This window comes from Chimaeribacter coloradensis (genome assembly GCF_002858715.1).
Lineage (GTDB): Bacteria > Pseudomonadota > Gammaproteobacteria > Enterobacterales > Enterobacteriaceae > Chimaeribacter > Chimaeribacter coloradensis.
Genome location: NZ_PJZH01000003.1, coordinates 65,913 through 83,466, shown reverse-complemented (window position 1 = coordinate 83,466; position 17,554 = coordinate 65,913). Strand labels below are relative to the sequence as shown.

The following is a 17,554-nucleotide window of genomic DNA, read 5'->3' as shown; positions in this document are numbered from 1 at the left end:
TTTGGGGCTATTGTGCTGTAAACAGGCGAAAAACCGCGGCTAAGTTGCCGCCTTGACAGGAATTATCCCGTCGAGATTGTAAAGCGTAATCAAGGTTTCCAGCCGGTCGGTGATGCCGGTCAGCGCCAGCGGGGCACCGCGTTTTTCCGCTTCTTCACGCAGATGCACCAGCAGCGCCAGGCCGGGCGAGTCCACGCGCTCCAGCTGAGACAGGTCAAGCACCCGCTTGCCCGCCAGCAGGGTGTGGCGCTGCTGCCATAACGGCAGCAGCGTTTCGCGGTCAAGATCGCCTTTCAGTACCAGCGTCTGCGGCAGGGATTCCCACTGTAACGGCGAGGTGTCGCTCATCATTTCTGCTGGTCGAGGGTGATTGGCTGGGCAGCCGCGCTTTTCAGGCGGGCGGTCAGGCCGTCAACGCCCTGCTGGCGCAGGATGTCAGCCCACTCGTTCTGCTTGGTGGTGATCATGCTCACCCCTTCGGCGATCATGTCATACGCCTGCCAGTTGCCGGTTTTGCTGTTTTTGCGCCACTGGAAGTCGAGGCGCACCGGCGGGCGGCCGCCGTTGTCGATGATGGTCACGCGGATGGCAATGATGTTCGCATCGCCCAGCGGCTGGTCAGGGGCGATCTGGTACGTCTGGCCGTGGTAGAGCGCCAGCGCCTGGCCGTAGGCCTGCGCCAGATAATCCTCAAACGCCTTGAAGTAGGCGTCACGCTGCGCCGGGGTCGCCTCTTTGTAGTAACGGCCCAGCACCAGCGCACCGGCATATTTCACCTGGACGTAAGGCAGCAGCTCCTCGCGCACCACCTCACGCAGGTAGTTCGGGTCCTGCTTGATTTTCGGCTGCTCGTTTTTCAGGCGGGTAAAGGTTTTCTGCGCCGCCTCATCCATGACCCGGTACGGGTTGGTCTGATCTACCGCGTTTGCCAGCGGGGCCACCACCAGTAACGCCACCATCAATAAACGTTTAAACATGCAGATTTCCTCTTAATTGCTGGGTACAGCCGGGGCCGCAGCCGGAGCCGCCGCCTCCGCACCCGGTTTGGCGGCGTCATCATTGCCGCCGCTTTTGTACAGGAACTGGCCGATCAGATCTTCCAGCACCATGGCGGACTTCGTGTCCTGAATCGTGCCGCCCTCTTTCAGGATGGCGGTGCCCATGTCCGGGTCCTCAAACCCGACGTTGAGCGCCAGATACTGCTCCCCCAGCAGGCCGGAGGTGCGGATCGCCAGCGAGCTGGTGTCCGGGATCTGGTTATAGGTTTCGTCGATGTCCATCGCCACGCGCGGCGAGTAGCCCTTGTCGAGGGTGATGTCCGCTACCCGGCCAATCACCACGCCGCCGATTTTCACCGGTGAGCTGGCCTTCAGCCCGCCGATGTTGTCGAAGGTCGCGTAGATGCGGTAGGTCGGCGTGGTGCGCATCGACGTAATATTGGCCACTTTCAGGCAGAGGAATAAGATGGCGCCCAGCGCAATCAGCATGAATACCCCAACCCAGATTTCACTCTTTTTCGTTTGCATTCTCAGTTCCCAAACATCAGTGCCGTCAGCACAAAATCTAATCCCAGCACCGCCAATGACGAGTGCACCACGGTACGGGTCGTTGCCCGGCTGATCCCTTGTGAGGTCGGCACCGCATCATAACCGTTGAACAGTGCGATCCAGGTCACGGTAATGGCGAATACCGCGCTTTTAATCAGGCAGTTAACCAGATCCTGCCGCCAGTCCACGGCGTTCTGCATCGCAGACCAGAAGAAGCCGCTGTCGATGCCTTTCCAGTCCACGCCCACCAGTGAACCGCCCCAGATGCCGACCGCGACGAAAATCGCCGTCAGCAGCGGCATACTGATAAGCCCTGCCCAGAAGCGCGGCGCGACGACCCGGCGCAGCGGGTCGATGGCCATCATCTCCATGCTGGAGAGCTGCTCGGTGGCCTTCATCAGCCCGATTTCCGCCGTCAGGGCGGAACCGGCGCGGCCGGCGAACAGCAGCGCGGTGACCACCGGCCCCAGCTCACGCAGCAGCGACAAGGCCACCATCATCCCCAGGCTGCTCTCGGCGCTGTAGGTGGTGAGGATCAGGTAGCCCTGCAACCCCAGCACCATGCCGATAAACAGGCCGGAGACGGCGATGATCAACAGCGACATCACGCCGACGCTGTAGAGCTGCCTGACCAGCAGCGGCCCATGTTTGCGCGGCTGCGGCACCCCGGCCAGTGCGCCGAACATCATCAGCCCGGCGCGGCCGAAGGCGAGGCACAACGAAATTCCATGACGCCCTAATGACGCCAGTGTACGAATAAACATCAGTGTATGGACTCCCTTATCCTAGCAGACCGGCTTTGTAATCACCGGCAGGGAAACGGAACGGCACCGGCCCGTCGGCGATGCCGTCGAGGAACTGGCGCACACGGGGGTCGGTATTGGCCTGCAGCTCGGCCGGGGTCCCTTCGGCGACCACATGCTGCTCCGCCACAATATAGGCATAGTCGGCAATGCTCAGCACTTCCGGCACATCATGCGACACCACAATGCAGGTGACGCCCAGCGCATGGTTCAGCTCATCAATCAGCTTCACCAGCACCCCCATGGTGATCGGGTCCTGGCCGACAAACGGCTCATCGAACATGATCAGCATCGGGTCAAGGGCGATGGCGCGCGCCAGGGCCGCGCGCCGGGCCATGCCGCCGGAAAGCTCGGAGGGCATCAGTTTCGCCGCCCCGCGCAGCCCGACCGCTTCCAGTTTCATCATCACCGTGGTGTGCAGCAGCTCCGGCGGGAGCTGGCTGTGCTCACGCAGCGGGAACGCGACATTCTCATACACATTAAGATCGGTAAACAGCGCCCCCGACTGGAACAACATGCTCATTTTCTTGCGTGTCGCGTACAGCTTGCGGCGTGAAAGGGTGGGGATGTTTTCACCATCAAACCAGATCTCACCCTCATCCGGCGCGAGCTGCCCGCCGATCAGGCGCAGCAGCGTGGTTTTACCGATACCGGAGGGGCCCATGATGGCGGTGACTTTGCCGCGCGGCACCGTCATATTGATTTTTTCGAAGATGGGGCGATCGCCGCGCACAAAACTGATGCCTTTGATCTCCACCAGATTCGATGCCTTCTGGTTCATTCTTGCGATCCCTTGTGGGGCGTGTCGCTGTGACACCTCCCCTGATGTTAAAGCAAAGGCGCCTGCGCGCCGTATTTTTACAAAACCTTACTGCCGTTCCCGCTAAACTTGACCTGGGTTTTACTTTTATGGCCTGCACAGTCAAAATTAGCGGATAAATCTTAGCGTTATCGCCGGTGCGGGTTCGCGGCCGGCTGTAGTCAGTTTATCATTGATTCGGACAATAGGTTTTGACCTTCTGATTCACCAACGAACAGGGGATTATACCGAATAAAGGATTCCGCATGCTGCTTGCGACCGTACTATTGATCGTTGGTTTACTTCTCCTATGTTACGCGGCCGATCGTCTGGTGTATGGTGCAGCCGTGCTGGCGCGGGCCATCGGGGTGCCGCCGCTGGTCACCGGCATCACGGTGGTGGGCATTGGCATCTCCCTGCCGGAGCTGGTGGTGTCGGCCACGGCGGCCGTGGGCGGCCAGCGCGATCTGGCGATCGGTAACGCCCTCGGCTCTACCATTGTGAACATCCTGCTGATTCTGGGGGCGGCGGCGCTGATCCACCCGCTGCGGGTGCAGTCCGACATTCTGCGCCGGGAGCTGCCGCTGATGCTGGCGATTACCGTGATGTGCGGGTTTCTGCTGTCAGATTTACAGCTCACCCGGCTCGACGGCGTGATCCTGCTGCTCGGGGCCGCCTTTTTCTGCCTGATGTCGCTGAAGCTCGCCCGGCTGGCGCAGCGTGAAGGCACCGACACCCTGACGGCGGAGCAGATTGCCGAACTGCCGCAGGACGGCAGCAGCACCGTGGCGGTGCTCTGGCTGGTGCTGGCATTTGTGATGATGCCGCTCTCCGCCGGGATGATTGTGGATAACGCAACGCTGATTGCCCGCTACTTCGGCGTCAGCGAGCTGGTGATTGGTTTGACGGTGATTGCGGTGGGCACCAGCCTGCCCGAATTGGCGACGCTTATCGCCGGGGCACTGAAAGGCGAGGATGATATTGCTTTAGGAAATATCATAGGCGCCAATATCTTTAATCTCTGTATAGTGCTCGGCATCCCGGCCCTGATCGCGCCCGGCCACTTTGCGCCGGCGGCGTTCCAGCGCGACTACTGGGTGATGCTGGCGGTCAGCGGCGTGCTGGCCGGTTTATGTCTGATGCGCCGGCACCGCATCGGCCGCCTGGCGGGGGCGCTGTTATTGTGCGGCTTTATGGCTTATCTTGCGTGGCTGCTGCTCCCCGGCGGCCCCGCCCTGTAAAACAGTCAGGATACCATCATGGCGAATTTTGAACTCCACCCCGGTTTCAACTTTGAGCAGGCCGGCAAAACTGTGCTGCGCATTGAGCGGGAGGGGCTGGCCCAGCTTGACCAGTACATCAACCACCACTTCACCCGCGCCTGCGAGATGATGTTCACCTGCCCCGGTAAAGTGGTGGTGATGGGCATGGGTAAATCCGGCCACATCGGCCGCAAGCTGGCGGCCACCTTCGCCAGCACCGGCACGCCGGCCTTTTTCGTCCACCCCGGCGAGGCGAGCCACGGTGACCTCGGCATGGTCAGCGCGCAGGATGTGGTGCTTGCCCTCTCCAACTCCGGCGAGTCCAATGAGATTCTGGCGCTGGTGCCGGTGCTGAAACGGCTGCAGGTGCCGCTGATCTGTATGACCGGCAACCCGGAAAGCGCCATGGGCCGGGCGGCAGACCTCCACCTCTGCGTGCATGTGCCGCAGGAGGCCTGCCCGCTGGGGCTGGCCCCCACCAGCAGCACCACCGCGGCGCTGGTGATGGGCGATGCCCTGGCCGTGGCGCTGCTGGAGGCGCGCGGGTTCACCAAAGAGGATTTCGCCCTCTCCCACCCCGGCGGCGCACTGGGCCGCAAACTGCTGCTGCACGTCAGTGATATTATGCACAGCGGCAGTGAGATCCCCCACGTCAGCCGGGACGCCACGCTGCGCGACGCGCTGCTGGAGATTACGCGCAAAAACCTCGGCATGACGGTAATCTGTGACGACCTGATGAAAATCGAAGGCGTCTTCACCGACGGCGACCTGCGCCGCATTATTGATATGGGCATCGACTTCAACCAGGCGCGCATCGCCGATGTGATGACGCCCGGCGGCCTGCGGGTCCGCCCCGGCACCCTGGCGGTGGATGCCCTGAATACCATGCAATCCCGGCATATTACTGCCCTGATGGTTGCCGATGGCGACCAGTTGCTTGGTGTGGTACATATGCATGACATGCTGCGCGCTGGCGTAGTTTAATGAAGGAAAGGGTAAATGAGTGAGACTACAGCAACGGTGAATACCTGTTACGGCCCGGTCAGTGCCGCAGTACTGGAACGGGCGCAACAGATTCGCCTGCTGATTTGTGACGTGGATGGCGTGATGTCCGACGGCCTGATCTACATGGGCAACCACGGCGAAGAGCTGAAGGCCTTCAACGTGCGCGACGGCTACGGCATCCGCTGCCTGCTGACCTCCGATGTGGACGTCGCCATTATTACCGGCCGCTCGGCGAAGCTGCTGGAAGACCGCGCGGCCACCCTCGGCATCCGCCACCTCTATCAGGGCCAGTCCGACAAGCTGCTGGCGTTCCGCGCACTGCTGGAAAAACTGGCGCTGCGGCCTGAGCAGGTCGCCTACATCGGCGATGACCTGATCGACTGGCCGGTGATGGCGGAAGTGGGGCTGTCGGTGGCCGTGGCAGATGCCCACCCGATGCTGCTGCCGCGCGCCCACTACACCACCCGCATCAGCGGCGGCAAAGGGGCGGTGCGCGAACTGTGTGACCTGATTTTGCTGGCGCAGGGCAAGCTGGAGGATGCCAGGGGGCTTTCCATATGAGCAGACCAAAACTGTGGCTCACCCTGCTGCTGGGCCTCGCCGCCCTGATCCTGATCGGCCTCAACCTGGCCGACTCCGATGACGACGCGGCCCCGTCAGCCCTCAACACCCAGGACCCGACCTACCAGAGCCAGCACACCGTGACCGTGGTCTACGACCCGACCGGCAAACTGAACTACAAACTGGTGGCGGACGAGGTCAAATACTATACAACGGAAGAACTGAGCTGGTTCACCACGCCGGTGATGACGCTCTATGACGCCAACACCGTGCCGACCTGGTCGGTTCGCGCCGATCGTGCCAAGCTAACCAAAGACCGGATGCTCTACCTGTACGGCCATGTTGAGGTCACCAGCCTGACCACCACCTCGCAATTACAGCGGATCAACACGGACAATGCCCAGGTGAACCTGGTGACCCAGGATGTCTCCTCGGATGATGAAGTAACCCTCTACGGGGCGGCCTTCACCTCCAAAGGATTGAAAATGCGCGGCAATTTGCGGAATAAAACAGCACAGCTGATCGAAAAGGTAAACACCTACTATGAAATCCAGAATTCAACCCCCGCTCCGTAACCTGCTGATGGTCAGTTCGCTTCTGGCTGTGAGCGTGCCGGCCTTTGCGCTGAAAGATGACACCAGCCAGCCTATCCATATCGACTCCGCGCAGCAGGCGCTGGACATGGAAGGCAACACCGTGACCTTTACCGGCAACGTGGTGGCCAAACAGGGCAGCATTGAGATCAAAGCCGACAAGGTGGTGGTGATCCGCCCGCAGGGCCAGCAGGGCAAAGAGGTGATCGAAGCCTACGGCAACCCGGTGACCTTCTACCAGTTACAGGAGAACGGCAAACCGGTGAAGGGCCGCTCCCAGAAGATGCGTTACGAGCTGGCGAATGACTTCGTCACCCTGACCGGCAACGCCTATCTGGAGCAGCTCGACAGCAACGTGAAAGGCGACCGCATCACCTATCTGGTGCAAAAACAGCAGATGGAGGCCTTCAGTGATGAGGGCAAACGTGTTACCACTGTGTTAATCCCGACGCAACTTCAGGACAAGGGCAACACGTCCGGCGCACAGAAGAAGAGCAACTGATTATTTATGGCCACCTTAATCGCAGAAAAACTCGCCAAAGCATACAAAAACCGTAAAGTGGTGGAGGATGTCAGCCTGACGGTGAACTCCGGTGAGATTGTCGGGCTGCTCGGCCCGAACGGGGCCGGCAAGACCACCACCTTCTACATGGTGGTGGGCATCGTCCAGCGGGATGCCGGGCGCATCGTCATCGACGATGAGGACATCAGCCTGCTGCCGCTGCACGCGCGGGCGCGCCGCGGCATCGGCTACCTGCCGCAGGAGGCCTCGATCTTCCGCCGCCTCAGCGTCTACAACAACCTGATGGCGGTGCTGGAGATCCGGGACGACCTCACCAGCGAGCAGCGCCGTGACCGCGCCGAGGAGCTGATGGCGGAGTTCCACATCACCCACCTGCGCGACAGCCTCGGCCAGGCGCTCTCCGGCGGGGAGCGCCGCCGCGTGGAGATAGCCCGCGCGCTGGCCGCCAACCCGAAATTCATCCTGCTGGATGAGCCTTTCGCCGGGGTTGACCCGATCTCGGTGATCGACATTAAAAAAATCATTGAACATCTGCGTGACAGCGGCCTGGGCGTGCTGATTACCGACCACAACGTGCGGGAAACCCTCGATGTGTGCGAGCGCGCCTATATCGTCAGCCAGGGGCGTCTGATCGCCCACGGCTCACCCAGCGATATTCTGGCTGACGAACAGGTCAAACGCGTCTACCTGGGCGAAGAGTTCCGCCTCTGACCGGCACCGGCCGGCGCCGTTACCCGTAAGGACATTGAATCCATTCTATGAAGCAAGGTTTGCAACTCAGGCTTAGCCAGCAACTGGCCATGACCCCCCAGCTCCAGCAGGCGATCCGCCTGTTGCAGCTCTCCACGCTTGAACTGCAGCAGGAGATCCAACTGGCATTAGAGAGCAACCCGCTGCTGGAACAGACGGACATCCACGACGAGATCGACGCCAAAGAGAGCAACGACAGCGAGGCCCTCGACACCCGCGAGGCCCTGGAGCAGAAGGATATGCCCGAGGAGCTGCCGCTGGATGCCACCTGGGATGAGATCTACACCGCCGGCACCCCGTCCGGCACCGGCACCGACTACAGCGACGACGAGCTGCCGGTCTACCAGGGCGAAACCACCCAGACGCTGCAGGATTACCTGATGTGGCAGGTGGATTTGACCCCCTTCTCCGACACCGACGCCGCCATCGCCACCTCGATTGTGGACGCAGTGGACAACACCGGCTACCTCACCGCCTCGCTGGATGAGATCCTCGAGAGCATCGGCGACGACAACGTCACCATGGACGAGGTGGAAGCGGTGCTGAAGCGGGTGCAGCGCTTCGACCCGATCGGCGTGGCGGCGCGGGACCTGCGCGACTGCCTGCTGATCCAGCTGTCGCAGTTTGTGCCCGGCCTGCCCTATCTGGCGGAGGCGAAACTGATTGTCAGCGAACACCTTGACCTGCTCGGCAACCACGACTTCCGGAGCTTAATGCGCTCGACCCGGCTAAAAGAGGATACACTTAAGGGAGCGATGCAGCTGATTCAGTCGCTGGACCCGCGTCCCGGCCAGTCGATCAATACCGGCGAATCGGAGTATGTGATCCCCGATGTGCTGGTGCGCAAGCATCAGGGCGTCTGGGCAGTGGAGCTGAACGCGGACAGCGTGCCGCGGCTCAAGATTAACCAGCAGTACGCCGCGCTCGGCGGGTCTGCCCGCAACGACAGCGACGGCCAGTTTATCCGCAGCAACCTCCAGGAGGCCAAATGGCTGATCAAGAGCCTGGAGAGCCGCAACGAGACGCTGCTGAAGGTCACGCGCTGCATCGTGGAGCAGCAGCAGGCCTTCTTTGAGAAAGGTGAGGAGTACATGAAACCGATGGTGCTGGCGGACATCGCCCAGGCTGTCGATATGCATGAATCCACCATTTCCCGCGTGACCACGCAGAAGTTCCTGCACAGCCCGCGCGGCATTTTTGAACTGAAGTATTTCTTCTCAAGCCATGTCAGCACGGACAGCGGCGGCGAGGCCTCCTCTACCGCCATCCGCGCCCTGGTGAAGAAATTAATTGCGGCAGAAAACCCCGCGAAACCTCTGAGCGACAGCAAGCTGGCGACCCTGCTCGCCGACCAGGGCATCATGGTTGCCCGGCGTACTGTGGCAAAATACCGAGAGTCTTTGTCCATCCCGCCGTCGAACCAACGCAAACAACTGGTTTGACCTAAACAGAGAAGGAAGACATTATGCAGCTCAACATCACCGGACACCACGTTGAAATCACCGACCCCCTGCGCGATTTTGTCACCCAGAAATTTGCCAAACTTGAGCAATTTTTCGACAGGATCAATCAGGTTCATGTGATACTCAGCATGGAAAAAGTGCACAAAATTGCCGAAGCAACGGTGCACGTGAATGGAGGCGAGTTGCACGCCACCTCGGAACATGAAGACATGTACGCGGCCATTGACGGCCTGATCGACAAGCTGTCACGGCAGCTGAATAAACACAAAGACAAGCTAAAACAGCACTGAAACTCACTGTAGCCAGTTGCGCTACATCGCCTGACAATCGGCTCGTTGCCCCGGGGTAACGGGCCGATAAGCCATCAGGCGTGACCCGGGCGCTTAAGTGAAAGATGAGATGATAAACGATACTGTTATGCAGTTAAGCACTGTGCTCAGCGCAGAGTGCACCAAAAGCGGCGTCCACTGCTCCAGCAAGAAACGCGCCCTGGAAATCGTCAGCGAACTGGCCGCCAAGCAGCTCAGCCTGCCCCCGCAGGTGGTGTTTGAAGCGGTGCTGACCCGCGAGCGGATGGGCAGTACCGGCATCGGCAGCGGCATTGCGATTCCTCACGGCAAGCTGGAAGAGGACACGCTGCGCGCGGTGGGCGTGTTCATCCGCCTGGATCAGCCGATCCCGTTTGACGCCATCGACAACCAGCCGGTTGACCTGCTGTTTGCGCTGCTGGTGCCGGCCGACCAATGCAAAACCCACTTACACACCCTGTCGCTGGTGGCAAAACGGCTGGCGGACAAAAACGTCTGCCGCCGGTTGCGCGCCGCCCAGAGTGACGAAGAGCTGTACCAGATCATTACTGAATAGCCGGCGGGCCGGGCTGACCCCCGGCGCTGGTCAAAAACATGCTAAGAGTGAATTGCCAGGGGGAGTGACACATGGTGCTGATGATAGTCAGCGGCCGTTCCGGTTCGGGTAAATCTGTTGCCTTGCGCGCGCTTGAAGATATGGGCTTTTACTGCGTCGATAACCTGCCGGTGGTGCTGCTGCCGCAGCTGGCGCATGCACTGGTGGAGCGCAACACCTCCGCCGCCGTCAGCATTGACGTGCGCAACATGCCGGAAACACCGGAAATCTTTGAGCACGCCATGTCCCAGCTGCCGGAGAGCTTTTCACCGCAACTGCTGTTCCTTGATGCCGACCGCAACACTCTGATCCGCCGTTACAGCGACACCCGCCGCCTGCACCCCCTCTCCGCCCGCAACCTGTCGCTGGAGAGCGCCATTGACGAGGAGAGCGAGCTGCTGGAACCGCTGCGATCCCGCGCCGATCTGCTGATCGACACCTCGGAGATGTCAGTGCATGAGCTGGCCGAGATGCTGCGCACCCGCCTGCTGGGCAAACGTGAGCGCGAGCTGACGATGGTGTTTGAGTCCTTTGGGTTCAAGCACGGCATCCCGATCGATGCCGACTACGTGTTTGACGTGCGTTTCCTGCCGAACCCGCACTGGGACCCGAAACTGCGCCCGATGACCGGCCTGGATCGCCCGGTCGCCGCCTTCCTTGACCGGCATACGGAAGTGCATAACTTCATCTACCAGACGCGCAGCTACCTTGAACAGTGGCTGCCGATGCTCGAAACCAATAACCGCAGCTACCTGACCGTCGCCATCGGCTGTACCGGCGGCAAACACCGGTCGGTGTATGTGGCTGAGCAGCTGGCAGATTATTTCCGTTCCCGCGGGAAGAATGTGCAGTCCCGCCATCGCACGCTGGAAAAACGCAAACTATGACGGTGAAACACACGGTGGAGATCAAAAACCGGCTCGGGATGCACGCCCGGCCGGCGATGAAGCTGTTCGAGCTGGTGCAGAGCTTTGACGCCGAAGTGATGCTGCGCAACGACGCGGGGATTGAGGCAGAGGCCAGCAGCGTGATCGCCCTGCTGATGCTGGACTCGCCCAAAGGCCAGCGCATCGAAATCGAGGCCAGCGGCCCGGACGAGGTCAACGCGCTGGCGGCGGTGGTGGAACTGTTCAACTCCGGTTTCGACGAAGAGTGACCTAAATCCGGCTCAGGCTCTCGGTGGCGATCGCTTTGAAGCTCTCAAAGTCGCGGCTGCCGAGCAACCGGCTGGCGGCGCGCTCGCGCACAAAGGTAACGAACAGGTCGTAGATCGCCATCGCCTCCTCATAATCCGCTTTGCTGATCGCCAGCAGGAAAATCACCTGCGCCGTCTCCCCCTGCCCCCAGTCGATGCCCGGTGGGCAGAGCACCGTCACCACCACGGTTTTTTTCGCCTGCAGCCCCAGCGCGTGGGGCAGCGCAATCCCCTCGCCCAGCATGGTGGAGACAATCGCCTCCCGCTCCGTGACCGACGCGTAGAACTCCGCGTCCACCACCCCTTCCCGCTCCAGTTGCCCGCAGACCCGGCGGAACAGTGCCTCCTGGCTCAGGGGCTGGTCGAGGATCAGGAAATGCCCGGCATCGAAAAACTTCTCCAGCATATAGGGCCGGGTGCGGTCCACCAGTACCAGCTTGCCGAGCTGCTCAAGCTGGAACTCCGTGGGGAAAGGTGACATCACCACCACCGGCTTGTTGCGTTCCGCCAGCCGCGCGGTGGAGATGACGAAGTCCTCGTCGATCTGCCGGAGCTGCTCATAGTCGCGCAGCGTGATGATGCGGGTGATCACCAGCTGCGGGTATTTGCGGCTGACCTGCGCCTGCACCATGCGGATGGTGGAGTTGCCGGTGTCGCACACCAGCAGCACCTGCGGGTGGCGCTGGTAGCCGATGTCATAATGCCGCTCCAGCCCGACGCCGATGTGCAGCACCAGAAAGCCGATCTCATTTTCGCTCAGGCTGTAGGGGGTGTATTTCCCCCAGCTGGAGATAGCCGCCAGCGTGACGTCGTAGGCCATCGGGTAGTGCTGTTTGATGTTCGCCAGCAGCGGGTTCGGGATGGCGATCTGGTACTTCACCCGCGTGATCATGGTTTTGATGTGGGTCAGCAGGTCGGCGCGCAACTGCTCATCGCCCTGTAAATCGTAGTTGTAGTGGGCGTTGATGTAAGAGAGCAGGTAATCCACCAGCGCCTCTTCGTCATCGGCATTGATCGCCGTGGGCTGCGCCGCCTGGATGCGCCGCGCCGCGATGTTGACCCGCAGGTAGGCCTCTTCGGCTGCGGCGATCTCTTTGCCTGCCCACTGGCGCAGTTGCGCGGCCAGCGAGGAGGAGACCTGCCGCACCGGCTCATCCTCTTCGTCAGCGTGGAAATCGGAGAGCGGGTAGCCGTCGCTGATGCGTTTGAGCGCCACCGCGCAGTAGAGCGTCAGGTAGTGCTCGCCCTCGTCCGTGAGGCGGATGCCCGCCTGCGTCAGCCCCTGGTGCAGCGCGGCGGCCAGCAGCGGCATCTGCGCCACGGCCAGCACCGCCGGGGTGTGCAGCAGCGCGGTGCTGTGCTCATCCTGCCGCTGGAACAGCAGGTCGGTCAGGCAGGCGCGGATCGCCACCTCGCTGCCGAACAGCTTCATGCCGTAGCGCGGCTTGGTTTCGATGGTCAGCGGGTAGCGGGCGAGATGCTCCCGCACCTCGGCCATGTCATTTTGCAGCGTACCACGGCTGACAAACCAGGCATCCGCCAGCTCTTCAAGCTTCAGCGAAAAGGGCGACGTGAGGAAGCGCACCAGCAGACAGGTGACCCGGTCAGCCGCCGTACGCGGGATTTTCGGCACCGCCGCATGCGGCTGATGCAGCGCGCGGAAAAGCGCCGCGTCCTCGACCCGTAACTGGTAACCGCTGCCGCGCGTATGCACGAACTGCGCACCGTAGCGGATCAGGATCTCATTCAATGCCGTGATGTCCGCCCGCACGGTGCGGGTCGAGACGTCAAACCGCTTGGCCAGCTCCTCCTGCGGCAGGATCTCATCCTGCAACGCATCAAACAGATGGGCCAGGCGTTGATAGGGAAAGCGCACCATAATCCTCTTCCAGGGTTGGGGGTAACGGTTCGCACCGGAGCGCAGCGCGGCTGCCTCAGGGCACCATGATCAGCTGGGACGGGCTGCCCACCGGCGTGTAATCCCCGGTGAACGTCAGTGTGCCATGCGTTGGATCGACCCGGAAGCGGGTGATGTTATCGCTGCGTTGATTCATGACGTAAATCGTTTTCCCGGCCGGGTCGAGGGTCAGGCTGCGCGGGTAGTCACCGCGCGTCCACACTTCACCGACCCAGCGCATCCCGCCCTCAGGCGTCACCGCAATCTGGCCGATGCTGTTGTGCAGGCGGTTGGCGACATAGAGGTTTTTGCCGTCACGCCCGAGCACCAGCCCGGCGGCAAAGCTGGTGCCCTGATACTCCGGCGGCAGCGAGGAGAGGCTATGCAGGGGCGTCAGGGTGCCGGTTTCACGGTTGAGGCGGTAACTGGTGACCACCGACGCCTCCTCGGCGATCACAAACAGCGTGTCGCCCGTGGGGTGGAACACCAGGTGGCGCGGCCCCGCCCCCGGTGAGGCCGCGGGGATAAACGGCGGATCGTTGGGCGTCAGCGCGCCGGTAGCCGGATCGCGCCGCCACTGGTAGATCCTGTCCAGCCCCAGATCGGTGGAGAAGGCAAACCGCCCGCTGGGATCGCTTTCGATCATATGGGCGTGCGGCCCGTTATGATCGCTGATGGCGAAACTCCCCTCAACTGCCGCTGCCGGCCGCGCCGCGCCCGGTTCGCCCTGCTGCTGCTGCACCGACACCGCCGCGCCGAGTTTGCCGTCGGCCGCCACCGGGAAGGCGGCGACGCTGCCGCTGACATAGTTCGCCACCAGCAGGAATTTCTCATCCGGCGTCAGTGACAGCCACACCGGCCCCTGCCCGGCGGAGGTCACCTGGTTGAGCAGCGTCAGGCTGCCGTCCTGCGGGTTGATGCGGTAAGCGCTCAGCCCGCCCTGTTGCCCGCCGTTGAAATCCGCGACCTCACTGCCGACGAACAGCAGCGTGCCTGCGGCGTTTGCCACCAGCTGCGCCGGGTTACTGACGCCACTGACCAGCGTCCGCGCGCTGAGGCTGCCGTCCTCCGGGTTGACGGCAAAGCGGTAGACGCCTTCGCCGTTGGGGTTATAGGTGCCGACATAGGCGTAGCGGGCGGCGTCAGCGCAGAGCGGCGCGCTGACCATCGCCAGCACCAGACAAAGGGCAGTGCGTGTTTTCACGGCGTCTCTCCTGTGTAAGAGGGTTTAGCCCACCAGCGCGCGCAGCTGCGCCAGCAGATCGGCGACCGCCGACGGGCGGGTATCGCCGCTCTGGCTGTCGATAATGGAACTGTAGACATGCGGGATAATTTTGCTCACCCCCGCCTCCAGCGCGATCGCCATGATCGGCGTGAAGTTCTCCAGGTCGATGCCGCCGGTCGGCTCCAGCCAGAAATCCTGCGCGGCACAGGCGCGGGCCACGGCGGCGAACTCCTCCCGCGTGCTCAGGCCGCCCATCGGGAAATATTTCACCGAGCTGCCGCCCATCTCTTTCAGCATTGCGATCGCCGTCTCCACCGGTACCACCGCCGCCTCGCGCGCGCTGCTCAGCGGCCCGGTGGAGATGGTGACCCACCCGGCGCGGCCGGCAGGCGAGATCAGCCCGTTGACCACCGTCTCCGTCTGGCCGAGCAGCGCCCGGCTGCTGCCGACGCCGCTGAAGACCTGGTTCACATGCTGCGGTTGCAGCGCGGCCGCGATCTGCCCGACCATCGCCGACTGGCGCGGATCACCCGCCCCCAGCCCGACGGAAATAGCATTGTTGATCAGCGCCGCGTAGTCGCGCATGTCCGCGACCGCCGAGGCCACATCGGGGTAGTTTTTTGACAGCACGCCCACCAGCACATGCCCTTCGGCGGCGTCATACACCGCCTGCGCATTGGCTTTGCTGCCCGCCAGCACATTCAGGCAGACGCGGTCACGGTAGTAATTGGGGGTTAAGGAGGCAGTTTTCACGGGCGTTTCTCCAGCAGGGTGGCGAGGCAGGTGTAAATGGTGGTGAGTTGCGGCGGGGTAACGCTGCGCACATCCACCTCAATCTTGCCCTCATTGGCGCGGTAACCGCGGAAGTAGATGGCGATCTCGCCGGTTTTCAGCTGCTGCACGATGTCACCGGTGCGCCACCCCAGCGCGGCCTCATCAAAGGCGATCTCGGTGCGGGCGATGTCACGCCCGGCGCTGTCCCACACCACGCGTGCGCTGACGCCCGGCAGGCTGTTGAGGCGCTCAATAAACGGCGTCATCTTCTCCACCAGCGCCTGACCGCTCACCGGTGCGCGGTGCACGTAACGCTCGATCGCCTCCGTCAGCCCCAGGATGCCCTCTTTGCCGACTTTCATCGCCCGGCCAATCCCTTCGGACTGGCGGCGCACCCAGGCGACATAGCGGGCGCGGCCGACAACCAGCCCGCTCGACGGCCCTTCCAGCGCCTTGGCCCCGCTGTAGATCACCAGGTCTGCGCCCATCTCGTAGTAACAGGTGAGATCCTCTTCGGCCGCCGCATCGACAATCAGCGGCAACTGGTGGCGGTGCGCCACCTCCGCTGCCTCGGCGACCGTCAGCATACTTTTCTGCACCGAATGGTGTGACTTGATGTAGAGCAGCGCGGCGGTGCGCGGGGTGATGGCGGCCGCCAGCTGTGCCGCCGAGCATTCGTTGGCGTAGCCCGCTTCCACCACTTTTCCGCCGCCCAGCGCCACCATGGTGCCGACCGGCGCGCCGTAATTGACGTTATGCCCCTTCGGCAGCACGATCTCATCCGGCACGTCATGGGCAGCGCTGTGCAGGTTAACCAGCAGGTGATCGCTCTCTTTGACGATCACCGCCGCCACCGACTGCGCGATCCCGGCCGAGGCGCAGGAGACGATCACCGCGTCCTCGGCGTTCAGCAGCCCGGCGATGTAGGCGCCGGTTTTCACCACCAGATCTTTCATCTCAAAAAAGTGGCTGAGGCCGTAGTTCACCGCCTCGGCCACTGCCGGTTCCGGCGTGGAGACACCGAGGATGGTCATGCGGCCGGAGGCGTTGATCACCTGTTTCAGCTGGTATTTCTCATAGAGTGACGGCGTGCGGTTCTCTGCCGTGGTTTCAGAAGACATGATGGGCATTCCCTTCTTGCGTTGGATAGAGCGCCCCGGCGACCACCGCCGCCAGCGGCACCAGATGCTGTGGCGCGTTCATGGTGATGCCGTCGGCATCGGCGTAGATCTGCGGCGCGTCGCTGAGGGTAAACAGCGTGAGATCCGCCGCCTCCCCCACCGCCAGCCGCCCGCGCCCGTGGAGTTTCAGCGCCTGGGCGGCGTTTACCGTCACGCAGTCGATCACCTGCGGCAGCGTCATGCCGAGCGCCAGGAATTTGGACATCACCGCCGCCAGGCTGTGTACCGGCCCCTGTAAGCGGTTGCGGCAGTAGATGTCGGAACTGATGGTGTGCGGCAGGATGCCGAGGGTGATCGCCTGCTGCGCCACCGCAAAGCTGAAGCTGGCGCTGCCGTGGCCGACGTCGAGCCGCACGCCGCGCTCCATCGCCTGCCGTACCGCGCCGCGCAGTGCGCCCTGCGGCGTCAGGATGCGGTTCGGCTTGCCGTTGTAGCAGTGGGTGATGATGTCGCCCGCCGTGAGCAGATCGGCGATGCCGTCCAGATCCGGCGGATCGTTGCCGATGTGCACCATCAGCGGTAAATCGCCGTTGTCGCGCTGGATCTGCTTGGCGCGGATCAGCGGCCGCAGGCCGTTCTGCCCCACCACGCTGCTGCTCATGCGCGCCTTCAGCCCGATGATAAAGCCGGGGTAGTCATGGATCGCCTGCGTTACCGCCGTGCCGTCGATCTGCGCCATGTCGGCCAGCTCGTTCTGCGTCACGATGCCGGTGCGGGCGATATTCAGCAGCGCCAGCACCCGGGTGCGCGCCGGGCGCGTCAGGCGGTGGAAATCCCCGACCTGATCCGCGCCGGTGCTGCCTGCGTCCACCACCGTGGTGACGCCGCCGTCGATGCCGACGCGATCCGGCTCGTCATGGTAGATCGGCGACGCCGGGTAACAGTGCACATGGCTGTCGATCCAGCCGGCGCTGAGGTAGGCCGCGCCCGCCAGATCCACGCTTTTCTCTGCTGCCATTGTCTCCGGCAGGTGGCCCAGCGCGACGATGCGGCCATCCTGCACCGCCAGATCGGTCAGGCTGCCGTCCGGCAGCCGCGCCCGGCGAAACATCAGATCCATCATGTTGCCCGCC

At 62.5% G+C, this 17,554-nt stretch carries 21 protein-coding genes; 11 read left to right on the top strand and 10 right to left on the bottom strand.

Annotation, left to right across the window (positions count from 1 at the left end; all coding sequences use genetic code 11):
• Positions 1-39: 39 nt before the first annotated feature.
• Genes mlaB through mlaF form a run of 5 tightly spaced genes read right to left on the bottom strand, consistent with a single transcriptional unit; the run spans position 40 to position 3,131 of the window.
• Positions 40-348, bottom strand: coding sequence for a lipid asymmetry maintenance protein MlaB (gene mlaB, locus CYR32_RS04825; RefSeq protein ID WP_101823165.1), 309 nt, complete (start codon positions 346-348; stop codon positions 40-42).
• Positions 348-977 (bottom strand): phospholipid-binding protein MlaC, encoded by a 630-nt coding sequence (mlaC, locus tag CYR32_RS04820; RefSeq protein ID WP_101823162.1) that lies wholly within the window; start codon positions 975-977, stop codon positions 348-350. The genes mlaB and mlaC overlap by 1 nt, the downstream gene beginning before the upstream one ends.
• Before the next feature lie 12 nt (positions 978-989).
• Complete coding sequence (mlaD, locus tag CYR32_RS04815) at positions 990-1,526, bottom strand: outer membrane lipid asymmetry maintenance protein MlaD (RefSeq protein ID WP_101823159.1); 537 nt, start codon at positions 1,524-1,526, stop codon at positions 990-992.
• A gap of 2 nt (positions 1,527-1,528) precedes the next feature.
• Positions 1,529-2,311 (bottom strand): lipid asymmetry maintenance ABC transporter permease subunit MlaE, encoded by a 783-nt coding sequence (gene mlaE / locus CYR32_RS04810; RefSeq protein WP_101823156.1) that lies wholly within the window; start codon positions 2,309-2,311, stop codon positions 1,529-1,531.
• A gap of 16 nt (positions 2,312-2,327) precedes the next feature.
• A complete protein-coding gene (gene mlaF / locus CYR32_RS04805; RefSeq protein ID WP_072931719.1) occupies positions 2,328-3,131 on the bottom strand; it encodes a phospholipid ABC transporter ATP-binding protein MlaF in 804 nt (267 codons plus the stop codon).
• Positions 3,132-3,415: 284 nt separating this feature from the next.
• Here mlaF and CYR32_RS04800 point away from each other — a divergent pair, with 284 nt between their 5' ends.
• From CYR32_RS04800 to npr, 11 genes are all read left to right on the top strand, one after another.
• The gene (locus CYR32_RS04800; protein WP_101823153.1) at positions 3,416-4,390 is read left to right on the top strand and encodes a calcium/sodium antiporter; all 975 of its coding nucleotides are present in this window, start codon (positions 3,416-3,418) and stop codon (positions 4,388-4,390) included.
• Between the two features lie 18 nt (positions 4,391-4,408).
• Positions 4,409-5,395 carry an arabinose-5-phosphate isomerase KdsD gene (gene kdsD / locus CYR32_RS04795; RefSeq protein WP_101823150.1) on the top strand — a complete coding sequence of 329 codons (987 nt, stop codon included), beginning with the start codon at positions 4,409-4,411 and terminating at the stop codon, positions 5,393-5,395.
• Positions 5,396-5,410: 15 nt separating this feature from the next.
• Positions 5,411-5,977 carry a 3-deoxy-manno-octulosonate-8-phosphatase KdsC gene (gene kdsC, locus CYR32_RS04790; RefSeq protein WP_101823148.1) on the top strand — a complete coding sequence of 189 codons (567 nt, stop codon included), beginning with the start codon at positions 5,411-5,413 and terminating at the stop codon, positions 5,975-5,977.
• Entirely contained in the window at positions 5,974-6,552 is a 579-nt protein-coding gene (gene lptC, locus CYR32_RS04785) for an LPS export ABC transporter periplasmic protein LptC (protein ID WP_101823145.1), read from the top strand. The genes kdsC and lptC overlap by 4 nt, the downstream gene beginning before the upstream one ends.
• A complete protein-coding gene (gene lptA, locus CYR32_RS04780) occupies positions 6,521-7,072 on the top strand; it encodes a lipopolysaccharide ABC transporter substrate-binding protein LptA (protein WP_101823142.1) in 552 nt (183 codons plus the stop codon). The genes lptC and lptA overlap by 32 nt, the downstream gene beginning before the upstream one ends.
• 6 nt (positions 7,073-7,078) lie before the next feature.
• On the top strand, positions 7,079-7,804 hold the full coding sequence (lptB, locus tag CYR32_RS04775) for an LPS export ABC transporter ATP-binding protein (protein WP_101823139.1): 726 nt from the start codon (positions 7,079-7,081) through the stop codon (positions 7,802-7,804).
• A gap of 47 nt (positions 7,805-7,851) precedes the next feature.
• Entirely contained in the window at positions 7,852-9,285 is a 1,434-nt protein-coding gene (rpoN, locus tag CYR32_RS04770; RefSeq protein ID WP_101823137.1) for an RNA polymerase factor sigma-54, read from the top strand.
• A 23-nt stretch (positions 9,286-9,308) separates the two neighbouring features.
• Positions 9,309-9,596: a ribosome hibernation promoting factor gene (gene hpf / locus CYR32_RS04765; RefSeq protein WP_101823132.1), complete on the top strand. Its 288-nt coding sequence runs from the start codon at positions 9,309-9,311 to the stop codon at positions 9,594-9,596.
• Positions 9,597-9,693: 97 nt separating this feature from the next.
• Positions 9,694-10,170 (top strand): PTS IIA-like nitrogen regulatory protein PtsN, encoded by a 477-nt coding sequence (gene ptsN, locus CYR32_RS04760; RefSeq protein ID WP_175558180.1) that lies wholly within the window; start codon positions 9,694-9,696, stop codon positions 10,168-10,170.
• A gap of 71 nt (positions 10,171-10,241) precedes the next feature.
• On the top strand, positions 10,242-11,096 hold the full coding sequence (gene rapZ, locus CYR32_RS04755; protein WP_101823128.1) for an RNase adapter RapZ: 855 nt from the start codon (positions 10,242-10,244) through the stop codon (positions 11,094-11,096).
• A complete protein-coding gene (gene npr, locus CYR32_RS04750; RefSeq protein ID WP_101823125.1) occupies positions 11,093-11,365 on the top strand; it encodes a PTS phosphocarrier protein NPr in 273 nt (90 codons plus the stop codon). Before rapZ ends, npr begins: the two co-directional genes overlap by 4 nt.
• 1 nt (position 11,366) lies before the next feature.
• Here npr and CYR32_RS04745 read toward each other — a convergent pair whose 3' ends face one another.
• The 5 genes from CYR32_RS04745 to CYR32_RS04725 are packed head-to-tail and all read right to left on the bottom strand — an operon-like array spanning position 11,367 to position 17,544.
• Complete coding sequence (locus tag CYR32_RS04745) at positions 11,367-13,283, bottom strand: BglG family transcription antiterminator (RefSeq protein WP_165698182.1); 1,917 nt, start codon at positions 13,281-13,283, stop codon at positions 11,367-11,369.
• Positions 13,284-13,338: 55 nt separating this feature from the next.
• A complete protein-coding gene (locus CYR32_RS04740) occupies positions 13,339-14,469 on the bottom strand; it encodes a lactonase family protein (RefSeq protein WP_101823533.1) in 1,131 nt (376 codons plus the stop codon).
• 60 nt (positions 14,470-14,529) lie between these two features.
• On the bottom strand, positions 14,530-15,279 hold the full coding sequence (gene dagF / locus CYR32_RS04735; RefSeq protein WP_101823122.1) for a 2-dehydro-3-deoxy-phosphogluconate aldolase: 750 nt from the start codon (positions 15,277-15,279) through the stop codon (positions 14,530-14,532).
• A complete protein-coding gene (locus CYR32_RS04730) occupies positions 15,276-16,421 on the bottom strand; it encodes a DgaE family pyridoxal phosphate-dependent ammonia lyase (protein WP_101823119.1) in 1,146 nt (381 codons plus the stop codon). The genes dagF and CYR32_RS04730 overlap by 4 nt, the downstream gene beginning before the upstream one ends.
• Positions 16,411-17,544, bottom strand: a complete 1,134-nt coding sequence (locus tag CYR32_RS04725; RefSeq protein ID WP_101823532.1) for an amidohydrolase/deacetylase family metallohydrolase — start codon at positions 17,542-17,544, stop codon at positions 16,411-16,413. Before CYR32_RS04725 ends, CYR32_RS04730 begins: the two co-directional genes overlap by 11 nt.
• Between the last annotated feature and the right edge of the window lie 10 nt (positions 17,545-17,554).

Bases quoted from the DNA above. Each gene is read 5' to 3' on its own strand.
- mlaD (WP_101823159.1), bottom strand. From the start codon at position 1,526: ATGCAAACGAAAAAGAGTGAAATCTGGGTTGGGGTATTCATGCTGATT.
- hpf (WP_101823132.1), top strand. From the start codon at position 9,309: ATGCAGCTCAACATCACCGGACACCACGTTGAAATCACCGACCCCCTG.
- mlaC (WP_101823162.1), bottom strand. From the start codon at position 977: ATGTTTAAACGTTTATTGATGGTGGCGTTACTGGTGGTGGCCCCGCTG.
- lptC (WP_101823145.1), top strand. From the start codon at position 5,974: ATGAGCAGACCAAAACTGTGGCTCACCCTGCTGCTGGGCCTCGCCGCC.
- kdsD (WP_101823150.1), top strand. From the start codon at position 4,409: ATGGCGAATTTTGAACTCCACCCCGGTTTCAACTTTGAGCAGGCCGGC.
- lptB (WP_101823139.1), top strand. From the start codon at position 7,079: ATGGCCACCTTAATCGCAGAAAAACTCGCCAAAGCATACAAAAACCGT.
- CYR32_RS04800 (WP_101823153.1), top strand. From the start codon at position 3,416: ATGCTGCTTGCGACCGTACTATTGATCGTTGGTTTACTTCTCCTATGT.
- mlaF (WP_072931719.1), bottom strand. From the start codon at position 3,131: ATGAACCAGAAGGCATCGAATCTGGTGGAGATCAAAGGCATCAGTTTT.
- lptA (WP_101823142.1), top strand. From the start codon at position 6,521: ATGAAATCCAGAATTCAACCCCCGCTCCGTAACCTGCTGATGGTCAGT.
- rpoN (WP_101823137.1), top strand. From the start codon at position 7,852: ATGAAGCAAGGTTTGCAACTCAGGCTTAGCCAGCAACTGGCCATGACC.
- npr (WP_101823125.1), top strand. From the start codon at position 11,093: ATGACGGTGAAACACACGGTGGAGATCAAAAACCGGCTCGGGATGCAC.
- CYR32_RS04725 (WP_101823532.1), bottom strand. From the start codon at position 17,544: ATGATGGATCTGATGTTTCGCCGGGCGCGGCTGCCGGACGGCAGCCTG.
- mlaB (WP_101823165.1), bottom strand. From the start codon at position 348: ATGAGCGACACCTCGCCGTTACAGTGGGAATCCCTGCCGCAGACGCTG.
- rapZ (WP_101823128.1), top strand. From the start codon at position 10,242: ATGGTGCTGATGATAGTCAGCGGCCGTTCCGGTTCGGGTAAATCTGTT.
- mlaE (WP_101823156.1), bottom strand. From the start codon at position 2,311: ATGTTTATTCGTACACTGGCGTCATTAGGGCGTCATGGAATTTCGTTG.
- CYR32_RS04740 (WP_101823533.1), bottom strand. From the start codon at position 14,469: ATGGTCAGCGCGCCGCTCTGCGCTGACGCCGCCCGCTACGCCTATGTC.
- CYR32_RS04730 (WP_101823119.1), bottom strand. From the start codon at position 16,421: ATGTCTTCTGAAACCACGGCAGAGAACCGCACGCCGTCACTCTATGAG.
- kdsC (WP_101823148.1), top strand. From the start codon at position 5,411: ATGAGTGAGACTACAGCAACGGTGAATACCTGTTACGGCCCGGTCAGT.
- CYR32_RS04745 (WP_165698182.1), bottom strand. From the start codon at position 13,283: ATGGTGCGCTTTCCCTATCAACGCCTGGCCCATCTGTTTGATGCGTTG.